Origin of the sequence: Mucilaginibacter paludis DSM 18603 (genome assembly GCF_000166195.2) — a bacterium.
In the GTDB taxonomy this organism is placed as follows: domain Bacteria; phylum Bacteroidota; class Bacteroidia; order Sphingobacteriales; family Sphingobacteriaceae; genus Mucilaginibacter; species Mucilaginibacter paludis.
In genome coordinates, this window is the sequence record NZ_CM001403.1 from 4,743,453 (window position 1) to 4,761,467 (window position 18,015).

The window sequence follows — 18,015 nt, forward strand, 5'->3', positions numbered from 1 at the left end:
ACTTTTGGGGTTTATTATTTATGTCAAAGCACACATTTGAAGAGAAACTTGATGTAGTTTCTCAAGTAAGAAAGGGAAAGCCGATTCTACGGATATCCCGCGAACGCCATATCCGTGAAGGCATGATATTGGAATGGGTTCGGAAATATGATCTTTATGGCGAAAGTGGGCTGCTCAAACAACCTAACGTCAAGCCCACGCCTGATTTCAAAGAAGAAGTTGTAAGGCTTGTCATAGAAAAAAAAGTACCTTTAAATCAGGTTGTTCTGGAATATAGATTAAGCAAGACTGCTTTAGAGCGCTGGGTAAGATCAGTACGGGTTGAGGGATATGCAGTACTATACCAGCAAAAGAATCCTGGACGACCACCTAAATGCATGGGAAGATCAAAGAAGCTTGAACCTGAAACAGAAGTAGAGAAGCTCCAGGCGGAAAATAGCCGTTTGCGGGCGGAGAACGCACTATTAAAAAAAGTCACGGCCTTAGTCAAGGAAAAAGAAGCCCGCGAACGCATGAGTGGGCAAAAGCCATCGAAGAACTAAGGCCCGAACATGATGTTTCAATTCTATTGGATTGCAAACAGATGGCTCGTTCTGTATTTTATTATCATCGCAAGCGCCTAAATGATGATAAATACAAGCATGAAAAAGAAGAGATCGCAAGTATATACCACTTGCATAAAGGCAGATATGGTTATCGGCGGGTCACCGCCGAAATGAAGAACCGGGGTTATAGCATAAATCACAAGACTGTCCAAAAATTGATGGGAACATTAGGCCTAAAATGCAATATCAGGAAAGTAAGTTATCGCTCATACAAAGGTGAGGTTGGTAAAATTGCCCCTAATGTACTTGAAAGGGATTTTGAGGCAAATCTGCCTAATCAGAAATGGGCTACGGATGTCACTCAGATGAACATTAAAGGGGAGAAGATCTATTTATCTCCTATAATTGACATGTTCAACGGGGAAGTCATTTCTTATAGTATTTCAAAATCTCCAAATATGCAGATGATAGATGAAATGTTATATGAGGCTTTTGATAAAGTGAAAGATATAAGGGGACTTATTTTTCACTCTGACCAAGGGTGGCAATATCAACATTATGGATATAGAAAGGCTTTGGAAAAACATGGAATTATTCAAAGCATGTCCAGAAAGGGAAACTGCTTGGATAATGCCTTGGCCGAAAGCTTCTTTGGGATCTTAAAGACAGAATTACTGTACAAACAGAGCTTTGAAACTGCGGAAGAATTTATAACTTCGTTAAAAGAATACATTCATTACTATAACAATGAAAGAATAAAAAACAGGTTAAATGGAAAGAGCCCGGTGGAATACCGAGCTCTCGTACAAAAAACTTAATTTTGTAAACTGTCCAACTTTTTGGGGTCACACCATTGGAACAGCCTTTTCTTACAATCTATTCAAAAAAATTAAATCAAACTAACGCTTCTGTTCACAAATTCGGTTAGTTCGGGGCCGGTTAGCATGCCTTGCGAAAGCAGTGCTAAATCAAAAGCCTGTTTAGCTAATTGAGTTTGTTCTTCTTCACTTTCGGCTTGTGCTATACGGCTGATGAGTTTGTGGTTCCCGTTGATAGATACTTTATAGTTATCAGGCATCGAGCCATAGAAACTCATACCGCCGCCCATGGCTGCCATATCTTTCATGCGGCGCATAAACTCGTCCATGGTTACAGTTACCGGTAACTCATCAGGGTTTAAGCTTTCAATCTCCACCTTAAAGTTGGCTTTGGCTACGGCTTTATCAAATATGGTTTTAATTTTGGCTGATTGCTCTTCGGTTAAAACATGGGCCGGAGCATCTTCCTTTTTAATCAGCTTATCAATTACATCGGCATCTACGCGTTTTACCGAAGTTTTTTCGAGCTTTTGCTCTAACTGTGCCACAAAGTGATTGTCGATGGGCGAATTCATCAGTAACACATCATAATCCTTTTTATTGGCCGATTGGATAAAAGTATCCTGTTTGGCCGGATCGTTGGTGTACAGATAAACAGTAGTACCGTCTTTATCAGTTTGGTTAGGCGTAACCTTGGCTTTGTATTCTTCTAAAGTAAAGAACTCTTGTTTAGTATTGGTCAGCAAGGCAAAGTCTTTGGCTTTATCGTAAAACTTGTCTTCGCTTATCATGCCGTATTTTACAAATAGGCCAATATCGCTCCATTTCTCTTCGAACGATTTGCGGTCGCTTTTAAATAACTCGGCTAATTTGTCAGCAACCTTTTTGGTAATATAGTTGTTGATCTTCTTAACGTTGCCGTCAGCCTGTAAAAAGCTGCGGGAAACGTTTAACGGAATATCCGGCGAATCGATCACACCGTGAAGCAACATCAAAAATTCGGGAACAATATCTTTTACTTCATCGGTAATAAATACCTGGCGAGAGTAAAGCTTGATTTTGTTTTTCTGGATCTCAAAATCGTTCTTCACTTTCGGGAAGTACAATACCCCAGTCAGGTTGAACGGATAATCAACATTCAGGTGGATCCAGAATAAAGGATCTTCAGAGAAAGGATAAAGCTCTTTGTAAAAATCCAGGTAATCCTGGTCAATTAATTCAGATGGAGCTTTGGTCCAGATTGGGTTGGTATTGTTGATGATGTTGTCAGTTTCAACCTCGGTATATTTAGGTTTACCTTCTTCGTCTTCACCATCCTGTTCGCGGTCGGTTTGAGTACCAAACTTAATAGGTACGGGTAAAAATTTGCAGTATTTATCAAGGATGCCTTGAATCCTGTTCTTATCTAAAAATTCTTCACCATCAGCATTAATATGCATAATGATGTCGGTACCCCTGGTGGTGCGGCTGCCTTCGGTAATTTCAAACTCGGTGCTGCCATCGCAAACCCAACGGGCAGGCTCGGCACCATCCTGGTAAGATAAAGTTTGAATTTCTACCTGGTCGGCCACCATAAAGGCGGAGTAAAATCCAAGGCCAAAACGGCCGATGATTTCATTGGCATCTTTAGCGTCCTTGAATTTTTCCATGAACTCAGTAGCGCCCGAAAAAGCGATCTGGTTAATGTATTTTTTAATTTCTTCGGCAGTCATACCCAAGCCGTTGTCGGATATGGTAATGGTTTTTGCTGCTTCGTCAAAAGCAACTTCCACTTTTAGGTCGCCCAATTCGCCATTGTATTGGCCTAAAGAGGCTAAGCGTTTGATCTTTTGGGTAGCATCAACCGCGTTTGATACCAGCTCGCGCAGGAATATCTCATGATCAGAGTATAAAAACTTTTTGATAATGGGGAAAATGTTCTCGGTATGTATCGAGATCGTTCCTTTTTCTTGCATAATCTATATCTATTTTGATTTTTAATTTTTGTACTGCAAAGCTATTAACAAGCCATGTTCCAAACCCGGGTATTTGTCAAATTGGCAGGTTGAAAAAGTGCAATTGTTTATATCAGCCCTTTCATGTGAATTTCATCTCGCCCCACGTAATTTGTATCACTATTTGATTTTTACAGCTAATACCACCTTATCTAAAAGATGCATAAACAATTACCAAAACATTTTAAGTATGAAAACTATATTGTTATTGGGCATATTGCTTTGTTGTTTATACTGTGTGGTGGCCAATCCCACGCGCAAAGTTTAGGCGATCCGGTTGTTAAAATTACTTTCGGGTCGGGTACGGCTTCGCGGGCGGGAGCGCTCTCTGCAGACTCCGGTTCCACAAGCTATACTTACAGTGGCAGCGGTCAGGTATTTGAAGATTATTATACCATTACCAACCAGGTTACCGCGGCAACACATGGAGGCTTTGTTACCAGTTATGATCATGATTATGAAACTACAGGCAATACCAACGGGTACATGATGGTGATTAACGGTAATGTAACCGCAGGAACGGTTTACACACGTAAGGTGAGCAACCTATGTGGTAATACGCAATATCAGTTTAGTGTTTGGGTGAAAAATGTATTGTCAACCAGTGGAATACTCCCCAATATGGTTTTCCATATTTATGCTGCTGATGGTACCACCGACCTTGCCACTCCGGTATCTACAGGTGATGTACCAACAGGGAATGTATGGCATAACTATACGGCCAACTTTACATTGCCTGCCGGGTCGGAAAATGTGGTGATTAAACTGGTAAGTAACGCCAACGGAACTGTAGGTAACGATTTTGCAGTGGACGATATTTCTTTTAGCCCTTATGGCTCCACTATTTCAACAATTTTTGTAGGCTCAACTGATGATACAGAAACTACCTGCGCAGGATCCGCACAAACCTATACCATTAAGGCTACCAGTACGCTGGCCAGCGGCTATGTACAAAAACTGCAGACTTATATAAATGGCAGTTGGGTAGATCTGAGTGCGGCCAGTACAAATGATACCTACACCATTACCACACCCACTGCGGCTGGCACTTATCAATACCGCCTGGTTTCGGCTTTATCAGATAATATTACTTCGGCTAATTGCGTGGTGGCATCAAACCAGCTAACTTTAACGGTGCAGGCGTCGGCTATGCCGCTTATTGGTGTGGCCGATACCATCTGTTTGGGCAATTCCACCGCTTTTACTGATAGTACCGTTGTTACCGGAACAACGGTAAAAAGCTGGTTATGGGATTTTGGCGACGGTACGCCATCGTCATCCATACAAAATCCCTCGCACACTTATACCACAGCGGGCAATAAAACAGTTAAGTTGACCCTTACCAATGCCAATGGCTGTGTTTCGTCAACGGCATCCAAAACCATTTATATCAGTACGCCACCGGTTGCTCAATTTACTATACCCTCAACAGGTTGTATAAATCAACCGGTAACCATCACCGATCAGTCTACCGCCGTGGATGGTACTATTACATCATGGTTATGGGATTACGGCGATGGAACGACAGGCGATGCCTTAGTGCATACTTATACAAGCACGGGCTCTTATACGGTAACGCTGATGGTAAAAGGCAGTAAGGGCGGGTGCTCGAGTAGCACTTTCAGACGCATTACCATTAATCCGCTCCCGGTGGTGAATTTTAGTTTGCCTTCGGTTTGCCAAAGCGATTTCTATTCCAACTTTACGGATAATACTACCATTGCCGATAACTCGGGTAATTTTACCTACTTGTGGAACTTTGGCGATAAGAACGCCAACACCACTTATCCAAACACCTCCACTTCTAAAAATCCGCAGCATCATTATTCTGATACAGGCCGGTACGTGGTGAGCCTTACCGTTACTTCAATAAATGGTTGTTCCGTTACAGCTACCAAAACATTAACCGTAAATGGGGCAACACGGAAAGCAGATTTTGATGTATTAGATTCTCTCAACTTGTGCAGTAACCGGGAAGTGATGATTGCTAATCGTTCCACAGTTGATTTTGGCAGCCTCACTAAAGTGAAAGTTTATTTCGATTATGGTGGCGATACTACTTTGCAGGTAACCGATAACAGCCCATATTATGGCAAATTATACCGGCATACTTACCCGGAGTTCCATTCGCCAGCCACCAAAACTTATAAAATATATATAGAGGCTCATTCTGGTGGAAGCGGAAGTTGTGAGAAAGATACATTAAAAGTAATTATGCTCCGTGCTACGCCGTCGGTAAGCTTTCCGGCTATCAGCGCTATTTGCCAGGATGCCGGTACAGTTCAATTAGCGGTTAACCCGGTGGCCACAGCTCTCCCTGCTACGGGAGTATATGCCGGAACGGGTGTGAGCGCGACCGGTGTGTTTGATCCTTCGGTCTCGGGTGTGGGTGCCTTTCCTATTCAATATATTTATACCTCAACCAACGGTTGTGCAGATACGGTTACTCAGAAGATTACAGTAAACGCAACGCCTAAGGTATACGCGGGTGCCGATATGACGGTGCTGGAAGGCGGAAGCGCTACAATGAAAGCCACATCGAGTGATAGCGTAATTTATTCCTGGTCGCCAGCTACTTATCTCAGCAATACTACTATAAAAAATCCGGTTGTTACACCCAAATCAGATATTACTTATACTTTAACCGTAACCAGTAATAAAGGCTGTACGGCATCGAGCATGGTAAAAGTAACGGTGTTAAAAACGCCGGTGATACCCAATACATTTACGCCTAATGGCGATAGTAGGAACGATACCTGGGTTATATTATACCTGGATTCGTACCCGGGCTGCACGGTGGACATATATAACCGGAACGGGCAAAAAGTGTATTCGTCCATCGGTTATCCTACCGCCTGGGACGGCCGGTATAACGGGGCTGATTTACCGGTTGGCGTGTATTATTATGTAATTAATCCCAAGCATGGGCGGTCAACCTTGGCAGGGTCGGTCACGATTATCAGGTAGCGGAAAGCTATCCCGAATGTTTGTTTGTATCGGCGGAAGCTAACACAGGAAATCAATATCTGGTACAAGTATATTAACGAAGGCCCGGTGTTTCCAGGTAAAGCTCTTCTACCTTTTTTCGGGCCCAATCGGTTTTACGCAGAAATTTTAAGCTCGATTTGATGCTCGGATTTTGGTTGAAACTGTTGATATTGATCTGTTGCCCTAAACGTTCCCATCCGTAATATTCAACCAGTTGAGTGACGATCATTTCGAGCGTTTTACCGTGCAATGGGTTGTTGATTTGTTCGGTTGGCATAATGCAAAGGTAGAAAATATGTGGTGAAATTTTCTTCTTTGAGCATCCGGAATGATTGACCGGTTAACTAACATCCTCAATATGCTGTTTCCTGAACTTAAAGGTTCTCTATATCTTCAATGGGCAATTTGGTAAACTTTGAAATTTGTGATATAGGCAGCCCATCTTTTTTCATCTCACGGGCAATATCCTTTTTTTCTTCTGAGGCTTTCAGTCGCTCTTCTTCGCGGGCCTTTGCGTCGGCTTCCTTTACGGCATAGTCCAGCACATTTTTATTGTCCCATTTATATTTTAAACTGCTATCGTACATCGTCTTTTCCTTATCTGGTTCATTAATGAATTTTTTGATTTAAATAGAGGTAACATTTTATAATAGTTGAATCAGGATAGCTAACGATGTTTTATAAATCACTTCAATGCTTACTTTCAACGATAAGGGGTATCTTGTTCCTAATACATGCATCAAATCAAATCTGCAAGAATTCAAAAATGAGTTTGTTGATAAAATTATAAGTGATCAACGAGTTGCTCTTTATAATAATATAGAGCATTTTAAAATAACAGGATTATTGCCTGGAACCTGTTCACTCAGGAAAATCAGGGTATAATTTAATCAAGCTTTTACTGATCATTAATCGCCCCGATCAACGCCTTCAAAACCATTTTCAACGCCTGCAAAACCTCCTCATCAATAACTTCACCGTCACTGTTTACTTTAGTGCGTATAAAAGGGATCAGCAATTTAGCATCGTCTGCAACTTTAGCCGATATAGCGCCAAGGGTTAGCAACAAAGCCGCATGGGCATTTTGGCCCACGCTCGATGCCGTAATTAAAGCCACTGGTTTATCCACAAACTCGCCCGAAGATACCGTCCAGTCCAGGGCATTTTTCAAACTGCCGGGTACGCCAAAGGCATATTCTGGTGTACAGATCAACACGGCGTCGGCAGCTTTTAACAGAGTACGTAATTCGAAAACAGGGGCAGGCGGTGTATCGTTATCCAGGTCAGGGTTAAAATGCGGTAGCGTTGCCAGTCCGTTGTACTGGTTGATGGTTACACCGGGGGGCGCAAAGGCAGTAACCTGCCTGATGATGGCAGCGTTGGAAGAGTTGGGCCTGAGGCTGCCGGATATAGCAAGGATATTGATATTACTCATGTTGGGTATATTGGTGTTTTTCAGACCATTTAATAGTCGGTGGAAGTTCACTATTACTAAATTCGATATGGATTACCCGCCTGGGTTGCTGGTTGGTGCTGCGGTTGGAGGTATGCAATAGTAGTGGCCGCATAATCATGATTCCTCCTTTTTTTACGTTGCAAATGGTTTCGGTTTCCGTTTGCCAGTTGATGGTTTCGGGGCGGTAAATCCCTTTTAAGTTTGATCCGGGAACCACCTTCAGCGCGCCATTATTTTGATCGGTATCGTCCAGGTGAATGCGGATGGTGAAACTGTTTTCCAATACCTTAACCGGGGGCTGTACAGCAAACTGATTTTGCTTTACCGTCCAGGGACCGTATCCGTCAATTTCAGTTTTTTGATCTACCGAAATGGTTAAGTCCTGATGATAAGCCACAAACCAGTTGGATTGCGCAGGTTTATCAAAATAAATAGACTTGGTTACAAAAAAGCCACTGCCAAATAATTGCTGAATAACACCGGTTAGCCGATGATTAAAAATTAACCCTTCGGCATCAGGTACTTCTTTCAAGAATTGCCTGATGGCGAATAAGTCTTTGGTTTTGCGGAAGGTAGCTCCATTTACCGGTGTTGCATTAATGGTATTAAGCAGTTGATCTACCTCGGCGTCTGTGTAAACATCGTCAATAATTGTAAAACCAAGCTCGTCTAATTCCTGGGTTATTTTTCTTCCATCAGTCATAAAAAAACTGCTTCTTTTATTGGCTAATATATTATCTTGCATTGTATTTTTACCCAAATGCCAAAAAATAACCTTACACAATCACAATGAAAAAATTATCCATCCTATCGGCGTTATTAGCGCCATTGTTTTTTTTATCTCTAAAAGCCGAGGGGCAGGCTGGCGTTCCTGCAAGCTTTAGGGGTGATTTTAATCGTATGCAAAGTAACGCGGCCATGAACATGAATATGAACCGCATGATGAACCAACGCTGGTATTTTGGTATGAACTACATGGTTAATAAAAAATACAAGTTTAAAGTGATGATGAAGGATAGCTCGGTAAAGGAAGTTAAGTCGAAAATATACGCAGACACCACAACCCACAAAAGTTACCTTATGTATACCGATAAAGCTTTACCTGACACCGATCCTAACAGATATAAAGAGATCAGAATTTATTGTGATAAAACTTTAAATATTTCGCGCAGCGGCGGTGGAGCCACATATACAGTTATGGCAACGGATAGCTGTTGGTTATTTAAGGTGATATGGGGTAAGGTGAACGCGTATTCCAATCTGTCTGAAACTGATGATATCGACAGTTATTATCTGCGCGCCTTCCAGGTATTTGGGGGATCTATTCAAAAATTAGATTCCGCTTCTTTAGCACCGGTAATTAAAGAGAATCCTAAAGCAGTTAAAGCTTTAAAGAAAAAAGATTATTATAAAGCGATTCTTCAATACAATACCGTGGATTAGTTTTTGTTGTATCTATGTTTTCCCGGTGAGCCTATTTTGCCTAAGCGCCCTTGCTATGTTATGCTTCTGTTTTACTTAACATTGCCGGTGTTTTGCGTTTGGATTGCAGTGAGCCCGGCCGCCTTTTCTGCGGAAACGCTCCAATTTGCATCGATATTAATAACCATTAAACCAAAAACTGGCTTGCCCAATAATTATAGGTAAATTTGCAGCCTATTTGATATATTATGAAGTTTAAGTTAGGCGATTTTGTGCGGTTTGTTGATGAGAAGCTGGAAGGCTACGTTACCCGCATTATTGACGAAGATATGATTGGCGTAACCGGTGATGACGACTTTGAGATCCCAGTTTTAGCCAGCAAGGTAACCACGGTTCATGGCCATAAATCGACGGCGGTGGAGAGCCAGGCCTTTGATGAAGTGCGGTCTGCAGATGGTTCGTTTGATACCCGCGGTGTTTTTTTAGCTGTTTCCAGCGATCAGCGGATTGCTTCGGTAGTACATTTTTACCTGGTGAACGAAACATCGTTCCAGCTACTGGCATCACTCACTACCGAAAAGCTGCATAAGTTTAAAGGGGAATTTGCAGGTATTATAGCGCCAAAATCTGCCGTTAAAATATTTTCGGCACCATTGCAGGATATTCAGCTTTGGCCCACCTTTAATTTCCAGATTTTGTTTTATACTACCCAAAACATTGCGCTAAGCAGCCCTTTAATTGTGAAGGAAAACTTTAAGGCGAAAGATTTTTCGGGGACTAAAAAAGTGGTGCCGCTAATTAAGCAACAAGCCTGGCTGATCAGGCTGGATGAACCCGAGCTGGTAATTGATGCTGAAAAGATTAAGGAGAGCTTTTTTAAGCCTGCCGAAGAAAAGCAGGAGATTGAAAAACCGGTGAACGAGATTGACCTGCACATAGAAAAGCTGCGCGACGATTACCAGTTTTTAAGCAGTGCCGAAATGCTCAACATCCAACTGACTGCTTTCCGCAAGGCGCTCGATGCGGCCGTTGTACACAAGTTGCCATCAATCACCTTTATTCATGGCGTAGGCAACGGTACACTTAAAAACGAATTACATAAAATAGTAGGCAAGCACCCGCATGTACAAACCTTTATGGATGCCCGTAAAGAAAAATTTGGCTATGGCGCTACCAAAGTGCTTTTGAAATAGATGGCTAAAGGAAATTATGTTCAGTTTGTACCACCGCTGCAAAACGGCGGTGGTAATTGAATAAAGGGTGCCGGTTTTATAGGCTGTAACAATATGGATGTTTAGCAACACAGTTCATTGCCGTTGAAATTAATTTTATACCTTCTGTTACCAAAGTCGATAAGTTGAATATGATCCTCATGGAGTATAAATTCCGTTTCGCCATTTATATTTACAAAAATGTCGGCACCGCCAAAATTCCACTTAATATTACCGTTGCTGTCAATACGTGTTATTTCGGTTTCACCATGAATCACATAATCATCTTCCAGTTTAAATATTTGGAAGCATGTTGCCGTGTCGGCCTGTACAAGCCATCGTAATTCAAGAGTCTCAATTCTTAGGGAAAAAATGCTATCACAACAGCAAATTAAAAGGTTTTCGTCATCAACGAGGGTTGAGTTTTTATTGATGCCCGTTGCTCCGCCATGTCCAATTATTAAGCAGCTATTGATTTCTATATCATTCTGAAAAACTTTTATTCCATGCTTTGAAGTAGGGTATTCATACGCATCCTTGCTGAAATAACATCTTCGATAGGAATGATTGCGATCTGTTGACTTGACTGAAAAAGTTGGATCGTTAAAAATTTTTACAATGTAGTTTTGAAACCGATGCGCTATCATTTCTGGTATTGTTTAAAATAGTTTCATCATTTGTTGTCATTGTATCATGCAATACAATGATCGCCATATCATTTGCACATTCATAATCCGCACATTGATCACATTCCCATATTCATATACCCAATAAAAGCATGTGCTATGTAAATTAAAATAACGATGCCAATGGGCAGGGCTATAAAATAGCTTAACTCACTAAAAAACCATTTGCTTTTCCGGCTTGTTAAACGGTAGGCAAACACCATATTAAAGCATAGGTAGGGCAGGGATATTAACAAAGAATAATAGGTTATCGTTCCTACAGTTTCCGAATCGCCTTTAATAAGAAAATGATAGGTTAAATAGGCAACCATCATCCAGAGCGCGATATAAAGAGTATAGATAAAGGTAGCTATACGGTGTTTTTTAATTTGTGCTAAAATAATACGCCTCAACATAACTATCTAACATTTTTTAAACTTGCCGCATCTTACAGCACCTAAGTTTACATTCTTGTTATAACACCAATACCTGCTGAAATATTGTACCAAAATTGATAACGAGAAATTTTGTTTGCGAGCCGCAAGGTACGATTTATTATTTATGGCATAAAAATGGCTATATAAAATTAAAATCGGTGTTATGCAAACCAGTTTGTCGTCTGTGCTTATCAATACAACCTTAATCATTTTGTTGATCTGGTTAATTGTGCTCGTTTTTTCGCTGGTATCCCTTTCGCGGCGAAGGGATATTTTTACGCCGGTAAAGGTTTTTTGGGCCGCTATTATACTTTTTGCGCCCGTGGCGGGTTTGGTGGTTTATCTTGTTTACGGCCCTAAAAAACGGGTTTAGTGCTTTTGGAGCATTTTTTAATACCATATACCATTTTGGTTCTAATAATAAAATCTTCAATTTTTTGTTTCTAATGCCAAATATTATACCTACGTTTATTTAATTAATAGACGAGTTAGATTATTGATATCAATTGATTTTTTGATTTGATGAACGCAAAATTTCCTGGTATGCAACTCGTCCTAATTATTACTATTTTGATAAGCCGTTGCATGGCTCAGGCCAAACTCTGTTTATTATAACCTGGTTTAACTGATAAATGAAGAATACTATCCAAACCGTTTTTGCTGCAACCGGAAGTTATATTCCTGATATGATTGTTAAAAACTCTGATTTTTTAAATCATAGTTTTTTTGAAAAAAACGGCACCCCGATTTTAAAAGACAATGCCACCGTGATAGAGAAATTCCGGGAGATAGCCGGAATTGAAGAGCGCAGATATGCGCGCCCGGAACAGCGCGCATCCGACCTTGGTTTCCTGGCCGCGAAAGACGCGCTGGAAAGCTCGGGCATTGATGCCGAAACGTTGGATTACATTATTGTTGCCCACAATTTTGGCGATGTTACTTATGAAACTAACCGCTCGGATATGGTACCAACGCTGGCATCGCGTATTAAACATATGCTCGGTATCAAAAATGCCGACTGTGTAGCTTATGATTTACCATTTGGTTGCCCGGGCTGGGTACAGGGGGTAATACAGGCCGATTATTTTATTCGCTCGGGTGATGCTAAGCGTTGTATGGTAATTGGTACCGAGACGCTATCGCGGGTTGTTGATCCGCATGATCGTGATACTATGCTTTACAGTGATGGGGGCGGGGCGGTTATTTTAGAGGCTTCATCAGAGGAAACCGTGGGAATCCTGTCGCACAAAACCCAAACGCATTCCCTTGAGCACGCCATGCTGCTTACTATGCACAACCCGGTTTATGATTGCGGAGGCGAAGAGAATGACATTTTTTTAACGATGAATGGCCGTAAGCTATATGAGTTTGCTTTAAGTAATGTGCCCTTGGTTGTTAAGGCTGCGTTGGATAAAGCAGGTGTTCACCTTTCTGAAATTAAAAAGGTGCTTATCCACCAGGCTAACGATAAAATGGATAACGCCATTTTACAGCGGCTTTTTAAATTGTACGATATCGAAAGTTTTGATTCGGCAGAGGTGATGCCTATGATCATATCATGGCTGGGCAATAGTTCGGTAGCTACCGTGCCTACGCTTTTAGATATCATATTAAAGAACAAAATGCCCGGCCACCATATCGGCAAAGGCGATAAAGTGGTTTTTGCATCGGTAGGAGCCGGTATGAATATCAACGCCATTGTGTATCAATTTTAGGCTGTACCATAATTATAAATTATAAATTAGTGTATATCAATTAATAGTGGTACCTTGCGTACTTATTAATACATTAAAATATATTACAATGCAAAGTGGAACAGTAAAATTCTTCAATGAAACTAAAGGTTTTGGATTCATCGTACCAAGTAACGGCGATAGCGAAATCTTTGTTCATTCATCTGGCCTGATTGACCAAATTCGTGAAAACGATAGCGTTAACTACGAAGTAGAACGCGGTAAAAAAGGCTTCAATGCGGTAAACGTGAAAGTTGTTTAATTACAATACCATCATAAAAATCGTTGAGCATCCACCAAAAGTGGATGCTTTTTTTTGTTTGTACAGGTAAAGGCTATTCCGCTATTATTTTAACCATACAGGTTACATCGTTATCCCTGTACCATTCGATACAGTATGCCGCAGGATCAATTCTTTGGTCTGTTAATATCTTGCTAAAAGTAAATCCTATTTTTTCTACTTGCGCTTGCCAATTGGTAATCGTTTCGCTTAAATAGTCTCCTTTTTCAAGCACAAAGGTATAGCAGCCGTACCGCTTACCCTCGTTAGGGTATTTTTCCAGGGCACCGGCCTTGTAAGCTATGGTGTTTTTATCAGGTTTTGAAATACCGAAGAGTGTGTGCTGTTCCTTATCCTCCATTAATGCATACAATTGATCAAATGCCTTCATAATCCCTTCGGGAAATGATTCTGCCTGAACATAAAATATGTTTACCGTTTCTGTTTGTTGATGTATTTCCATAGCTGCCTTATCAATTGATGACAAATTTATGTGGAAGAATTAACAATAATGAAGGGTGTAAAGGCCAAGATATAGGGCTGCTTAAGACAATATCTTTGCGGATGCGTTAATAGCGCTAAGCTAAAGGCAGGCTGAACCAAAAAGTTGAACCCTCGCCTTCTTTACTGGTAGCACCAATTTCGCCGCCATGCTGTTCAAGGATTTGCGCGCAGATAAACAGGCCCAGGCCTAAACCTTGGAATGATTTTTTTGCACCATCGGCCCTGAAAAATCTTTCAAAAACCTGGTTTAGTTCTGAGGGCGATATACCGATACCATGGTCAAGTACCGAAAATATAACCCGGTCGTTTTCAATCCGGGTACTCACCTGCACAGCATCTGCGTTGGGCGAATATTTAATCGCGTTAGATATCATATTGCTAATTACCTGCGCCAGCCGTTCCCTATCTGCCGGTATAGTTGGTAAGGGGGCCAGTTGCAAAATAATCCGGTGAACTTTAGTAGTTTGTTGAATGGCATCAGCAATTTCTGTGACCAGTAAATTCAGGTCAATATCCCGGATATGCAAATTTAATTTTTTCTCTTGTAGTGTGGTTACGTCCAGTAAATTGGTAATCATTTGCACTACCCTGGTTACCTGGTGTTCTATCTTGTTAATGATATTGAGGGAAGTTTCATCCTCGCTGTTTTTAAAACGGTGTTGTAATACCTGTGTATACGCTTTCAAGCTTGTGAGCGGTGTTTTTAACTCGTGTGATGCAATTCCTATAAAATCCTCCTTCAATTTTTCATTCAATACCCGTTCTGTTACTTCGGTAAAATTGGCTATCACAGCATTAATCGGCCGCTCATCCAGTAAATTGGTCATCTTGCTTTCTATCCAGATCCAGTTACCGTTTTTGTGTTTCATGCGGTGTATAATGGTGAGGGTTTTGTTGGGATGAGATGCAAACCTGAAAAATTGCTCCCTTACCTTTGATGCTTCATCCTCGTGCAGCAGTTGCCACGTTGGCAAATGGATAAATTCCTCATCTGTATAACCGATGATGTTTTGAACCGAGGGGCTGCTGTAGATGATTTTTCCGTCAACATTCATGGTAACTATGCCTTCCGAACTTTTTTCAACCAGCGTTTTAAAACGGGCATCGTTTTCATCAATTTGACTTACAGCATCTGTTAATGCACTGCTTAAACCAATAACCAGTGTACACTCCAGCAAAAAGCCGATAGTTTGAAGTATTGCTTCCCTGGTTATTGGGAAATAATCAGGTGGATGCATGAAAAGCAAATTAACAATAACTGCCGATAGCAGGCTCACCACAATTGCCGGCTTTGCGCCAAAGCGTTTTGCTGTAATAATTACTATTCCCAAATACAACAAAAAGGGCGTTTTATACCCGATATAATCGGCAAGGGTGATTTTGGTTAACGTGGCTACCAAGGTTAACAGTACCGGTACCCCGTACCTGATGTAAAACGGAACATTTTTTAAACTAACTCCACTAAGAAAAGTCTTTTTAAAGCCAGGCATAAATTTGACCTATGTTATTCATTTAGCGGTTAGTTTCTGTATTTTTCAAATAAAGTATGAATGTAAACTTTTTCCGCATAAAAAAATATAATTTAAGCTTGAATTAATATGCCGTCTTAACTTCCGGTTTAATAACCACCTTCAAGCAAATCTGCCTATATTTACCGCTTTCATTTGCACTTTTATGAACAATATTAACCCTGCTAATACGTCCCAATGGCTTAAAACATTAATAGGGATAGTGGTTTTATTGAACTTTAGCGGTCTGTTTGTTACCATTATGGCGCCCGATGGAGCTTTATATGCAACTATTGCCAAATCAATGGTGTTGCGTAACAACTATATCGATCTGTTTGCCGAAGGGCACGACTGGCTGGATAAGCCGCACTTCCCCTTTTGGATGGCTGCCTTGTCGTTCAAGTGCTTTGATTTTACAACCTGGGCGTATAAATTACCAGCTATTTTGTTTTTAATGTTAGGCGCGGTTTACACCTATCTGTTTGCTAAAAAGTTGTACAATCAGGAAGTTGCTTTATGGGCGGTATTAATTTTGCTCACCGCCGAACATATCGTTATTTCCAATACCGACGTACGCGCCGAACCTTACCTTACAGGCCTGATAATTGCCGCAGTTTACCATTTTTACCGTGCGCACACGCAAAAACAAATGTCGCAGCTTGTTATTGCGTGTTTATTTGCTGCTTGCGCCGTTATGACAAAGGGCCTGTTCGCCCTTATTCCCATAGTGGGAGCTCTTGGCGGCGAAATGATTATCAAAAGACAATGGAAACAATTGTTCAGCTGGCGATGGTTGGTAGCCGCAATATTTATTTTGCTGTTTATTTTGCCTGAACTTTATTGCTTGTACAGCCAGTTTGATCTTCATCCCGAAAAAACAGTATTCGGGCAGCACAATGTATCTGGCATCAGGTTCTTTTTTTGGGATAGCCAATTCGGCCGTTTTTTTAATACCGGTCCAATTAAAGGCCATGGCGATCCCTTCTTTTTTGTACATACCACTTTATGGGCATTTTTGCCTTGGTCGTTGTTGCTGTTTGCGGGTATATTCCAGTTCATCAAAACCAATAGACGGCAAGTGCAATCTGCCGAATGGTATTGCATCTGCGGGTTTGGGCTTACTTTCCTGGTATTTTCGGCTTCTAAGTTTCAATTACCGTTTTATACCAACATCATTTTTCCGTTCTATGCCATTATTACCGCAGCTTATTTGTACAGCGTTACAAACGGTAAAAGCTTGCGGGCTATTCAAATTGTACAAAATGTTATTGTTGCATTAATGGTGCTATTGCTTATCGTGCTTCAATATTATTTCAGGCCCGATAGTTTTAGCTGGTTAACCGGAGTGTTATTAATTGCTTTACTGGCTTTAATGATCTTTTTGCCGGGTAGCGTAGCGGCTGTAGGATATCAGAAAATAGCTATCCGCACGGTATTGGCCGCCGTTATTGTTAATACGTACCTCAACCTGGCATTTTATCCCTCATTACTAAAATACCAGTCGGGTAGCGAAGCGGCCGTTTGGATCAATGATCATAATCCATCTAATTTGCCGGTGGTGCAATGTATCCATGTAAATGATTATGGCTATCCACTTGAATTTTATCTGGACAGGCCACTTTATACTATAGATGAAAAAGGGGTAGGTAAATTGCCATCGAGGCCATTTTTAATGTACGCCTATCCGGATAACATTCAATTTTTAAAAACCAAAGGATGGCAGATTGAACCTGTAAAATCGTTTGACCGGTACTGGATAACGCGTTTAAAGCCTGCTTTTTTGGATGCAAAAACCCGTAAAGGTACTTTGGAGCAGGTTGATTTGGTAGTGGTGCGATAAATGAAAAAGCGAATTATGCCTCCTAACCAGCAGCTTTAGCTTTTCATCTTTTTCAATAAAGCCTCAATTACTTTGGCAAAATGCGCATGCTCCAGTTGCTGCCCTTTAAATTTGATCATTTCAATATCGTCGTCGGGCTCAATTTTAAACCTGGATTGGTGTATCACCTCGCCATCATCAAAATGCTCATTCACAAAATGGATCGTAATGCCCGATTCCTCTTCGCCAGCGGCAAGTATCGCTTTGTGTACCCTATCGCCATACATTCCTTTACCGCCGTATTTTGGCAGTAGCGAGGGATGGATATTAATAATTTTGTTAGGAAATGCCTTTAATAAGGATGGTGGTATTAACCATAAGAAGCCGGCAAGTACAATTAAGTCAATCTGTAAGTTTTTCAACAGCCTGATCACATCTTCTGTTTCATAAAACTCATGCCTGTCAAACGTATGTGATGGGATCTCAAAGTTGTCGGCTCGTTGTAAAACGTAAGCCTCTGGGTTGTTGGTTAAAACAATAACAACTTCGGCACTATCACTGTGTTTAAAGTGCTCCATAATTTTTTGAGCATTTGACCCAGAACCGGAGGCAAAAATAGCGATGCGTTTTTTCAA

At 41.0% G+C, this 18,015-nt stretch carries 19 protein-coding genes; 9 read left to right on the forward strand and 10 right to left on the reverse strand.

Translation table 11 applies throughout. The annotated features are described in order from the left end of the window. The first annotated feature begins 20 nt into the window (after positions 1-20). Both MUCPA_RS20015 and MUCPA_RS20020 read left to right on the forward strand, forming a co-directional pair. Complete coding sequence (locus MUCPA_RS20015; RefSeq protein ID WP_008503751.1) at positions 21-542, forward strand: helix-turn-helix domain-containing protein; 522 nt, start codon at positions 21-23, stop codon at positions 540-542. Continuing rightward, positions 464-1,363 carry an IS3 family transposase gene (locus tag MUCPA_RS20020; RefSeq protein ID WP_157544057.1) on the forward strand — a complete coding sequence of 300 codons (900 nt, stop codon included), beginning with the start codon at positions 464-466 and terminating at the stop codon, positions 1,361-1,363. Before MUCPA_RS20015 ends, MUCPA_RS20020 begins: the two co-directional genes overlap by 79 nt. A 71-nt stretch (positions 1,364-1,434) precedes the next feature. Here the strand turns inward: MUCPA_RS20020 and htpG are convergent, their stop codons facing one another. Further along, positions 1,435-3,318, reverse strand: coding sequence for a molecular chaperone HtpG (gene htpG, locus MUCPA_RS20025; RefSeq protein ID WP_008508910.1), 1,884 nt, complete (start codon positions 3,316-3,318; stop codon positions 1,435-1,437). 198 nt (positions 3,319-3,516) lie between these two features. Here htpG and MUCPA_RS20030 point away from each other — a divergent pair, with 198 nt between their 5' ends. Further along, a complete protein-coding gene (locus tag MUCPA_RS20030) occupies positions 3,517-6,324 on the forward strand; it encodes a PKD domain-containing protein (RefSeq protein ID WP_008508911.1) in 2,808 nt (935 codons plus the stop codon). A 73-nt stretch (positions 6,325-6,397) separates the two neighbouring features. Here the strand turns inward: MUCPA_RS20030 and MUCPA_RS20035 are convergent, their stop codons facing one another. The 4 genes from MUCPA_RS20035 to MUCPA_RS20055 all read right to left on the reverse strand — a co-directional run bounded on the left by MUCPA_RS20035 (position 6,398) and on the right by MUCPA_RS20055 (position 8,546). Beyond that, the gene (locus MUCPA_RS20035; protein WP_008508912.1) at positions 6,398-6,622 is read right to left on the reverse strand and encodes a VF530 family protein; all 225 of its coding nucleotides are present in this window, start codon (positions 6,620-6,622) and stop codon (positions 6,398-6,400) included. A 97-nt stretch (positions 6,623-6,719) separates the two neighbouring features. Beyond that, entirely contained in the window at positions 6,720-6,932 is a 213-nt protein-coding gene (locus MUCPA_RS20040; protein WP_008508913.1) for a hypothetical protein, read from the reverse strand. A gap of 311 nt (positions 6,933-7,243) precedes the next feature. Then, positions 7,244-7,780 (reverse strand): NADPH-dependent FMN reductase, encoded by a 537-nt coding sequence (locus MUCPA_RS20050; RefSeq protein WP_008508915.1) that lies wholly within the window; start codon positions 7,778-7,780, stop codon positions 7,244-7,246. Beyond that, on the reverse strand, positions 7,773-8,546 hold the full coding sequence (locus MUCPA_RS20055; protein ID WP_008508916.1) for a phytanoyl-CoA dioxygenase family protein: 774 nt from the start codon (positions 8,544-8,546) through the stop codon (positions 7,773-7,775). The genes MUCPA_RS20050 and MUCPA_RS20055 overlap by 8 nt, the downstream gene beginning before the upstream one ends. A 44-nt stretch (positions 8,547-8,590) precedes the next feature. On the opposite strand from MUCPA_RS20055, the gene MUCPA_RS20060 reads away from it, so the two are divergent. Both MUCPA_RS20060 and MUCPA_RS20065 read left to right on the forward strand, forming a co-directional pair. Further along, positions 8,591-9,244 carry a hypothetical protein gene (locus MUCPA_RS20060; protein WP_008508917.1) on the forward strand — a complete coding sequence of 218 codons (654 nt, stop codon included), beginning with the start codon at positions 8,591-8,593 and terminating at the stop codon, positions 9,242-9,244. Between the two features lie 227 nt (positions 9,245-9,471). Beyond that, on the forward strand, positions 9,472-10,416 hold the full coding sequence (locus tag MUCPA_RS20065; RefSeq protein ID WP_008508918.1) for a Smr/MutS family protein: 945 nt from the start codon (positions 9,472-9,474) through the stop codon (positions 10,414-10,416). A 101-nt stretch (positions 10,417-10,517) separates the two neighbouring features. Here the strand turns inward: MUCPA_RS20065 and MUCPA_RS20070 are convergent, their stop codons facing one another. Both MUCPA_RS20070 and MUCPA_RS20075 read right to left on the reverse strand, forming a co-directional pair. Then, positions 10,518-11,081, reverse strand: a complete 564-nt coding sequence (locus tag MUCPA_RS20070) for a hypothetical protein (RefSeq protein ID WP_008508919.1) — start codon at positions 11,079-11,081, stop codon at positions 10,518-10,520. A gap of 98 nt (positions 11,082-11,179) precedes the next feature. Continuing rightward, positions 11,180-11,515, reverse strand: a complete 336-nt coding sequence (locus MUCPA_RS20075; protein ID WP_008508920.1) for a hypothetical protein — start codon at positions 11,513-11,515, stop codon at positions 11,180-11,182. A 184-nt stretch (positions 11,516-11,699) separates the two neighbouring features. Here MUCPA_RS20075 and MUCPA_RS20080 point away from each other — a divergent pair, with 184 nt between their 5' ends. The 3 genes from MUCPA_RS20080 to MUCPA_RS20090 all read left to right on the forward strand — a co-directional run bounded on the left by MUCPA_RS20080 (position 11,700) and on the right by MUCPA_RS20090 (position 13,531). Continuing rightward, entirely contained in the window at positions 11,700-11,909 is a 210-nt protein-coding gene (locus MUCPA_RS20080) for a PLDc N-terminal domain-containing protein (protein WP_008508921.1), read from the forward strand. Positions 11,910-12,168: 259 nt separating this feature from the next. Then, a complete protein-coding gene (locus MUCPA_RS20085; RefSeq protein ID WP_008508922.1) occupies positions 12,169-13,251 on the forward strand; it encodes a 3-oxoacyl-ACP synthase III family protein in 1,083 nt (360 codons plus the stop codon). 88 nt (positions 13,252-13,339) lie between these two features. Next, positions 13,340-13,531, forward strand: coding sequence for a cold-shock protein (locus MUCPA_RS20090; protein WP_008508923.1), 192 nt, complete (start codon positions 13,340-13,342; stop codon positions 13,529-13,531). Between the two features lie 73 nt (positions 13,532-13,604). On the opposite strand, the gene MUCPA_RS20095 is transcribed toward MUCPA_RS20090, so the two are convergent. Together MUCPA_RS20095 and MUCPA_RS20100 are read right to left on the reverse strand one after the other, a co-directional pair. Beyond that, entirely contained in the window at positions 13,605-14,012 is a 408-nt protein-coding gene (locus tag MUCPA_RS20095) for a hypothetical protein (RefSeq protein WP_008508924.1), read from the reverse strand. 115 nt (positions 14,013-14,127) lie between these two features. Continuing rightward, positions 14,128-15,543 (reverse strand): PAS domain-containing sensor histidine kinase, encoded by a 1,416-nt coding sequence (locus MUCPA_RS20100; RefSeq protein ID WP_008508925.1) that lies wholly within the window; start codon positions 15,541-15,543, stop codon positions 14,128-14,130. Between the two features lie 184 nt (positions 15,544-15,727). Between MUCPA_RS20100 and MUCPA_RS20105 the strand changes: the two genes are divergently transcribed. Then, positions 15,728-17,401 carry an ArnT family glycosyltransferase gene (locus MUCPA_RS20105; protein WP_008508926.1) on the forward strand — a complete coding sequence of 558 codons (1,674 nt, stop codon included), beginning with the start codon at positions 15,728-15,730 and terminating at the stop codon, positions 17,399-17,401. A 35-nt stretch (positions 17,402-17,436) separates the two neighbouring features. Here MUCPA_RS20105 and purN read toward each other — a convergent pair whose 3' ends face one another. Beyond that, positions 17,437-18,015: a phosphoribosylglycinamide formyltransferase gene (gene purN / locus MUCPA_RS20110; RefSeq protein WP_008508927.1), complete on the reverse strand. Its 579-nt coding sequence runs from the start codon at positions 18,013-18,015 to the stop codon at positions 17,437-17,439.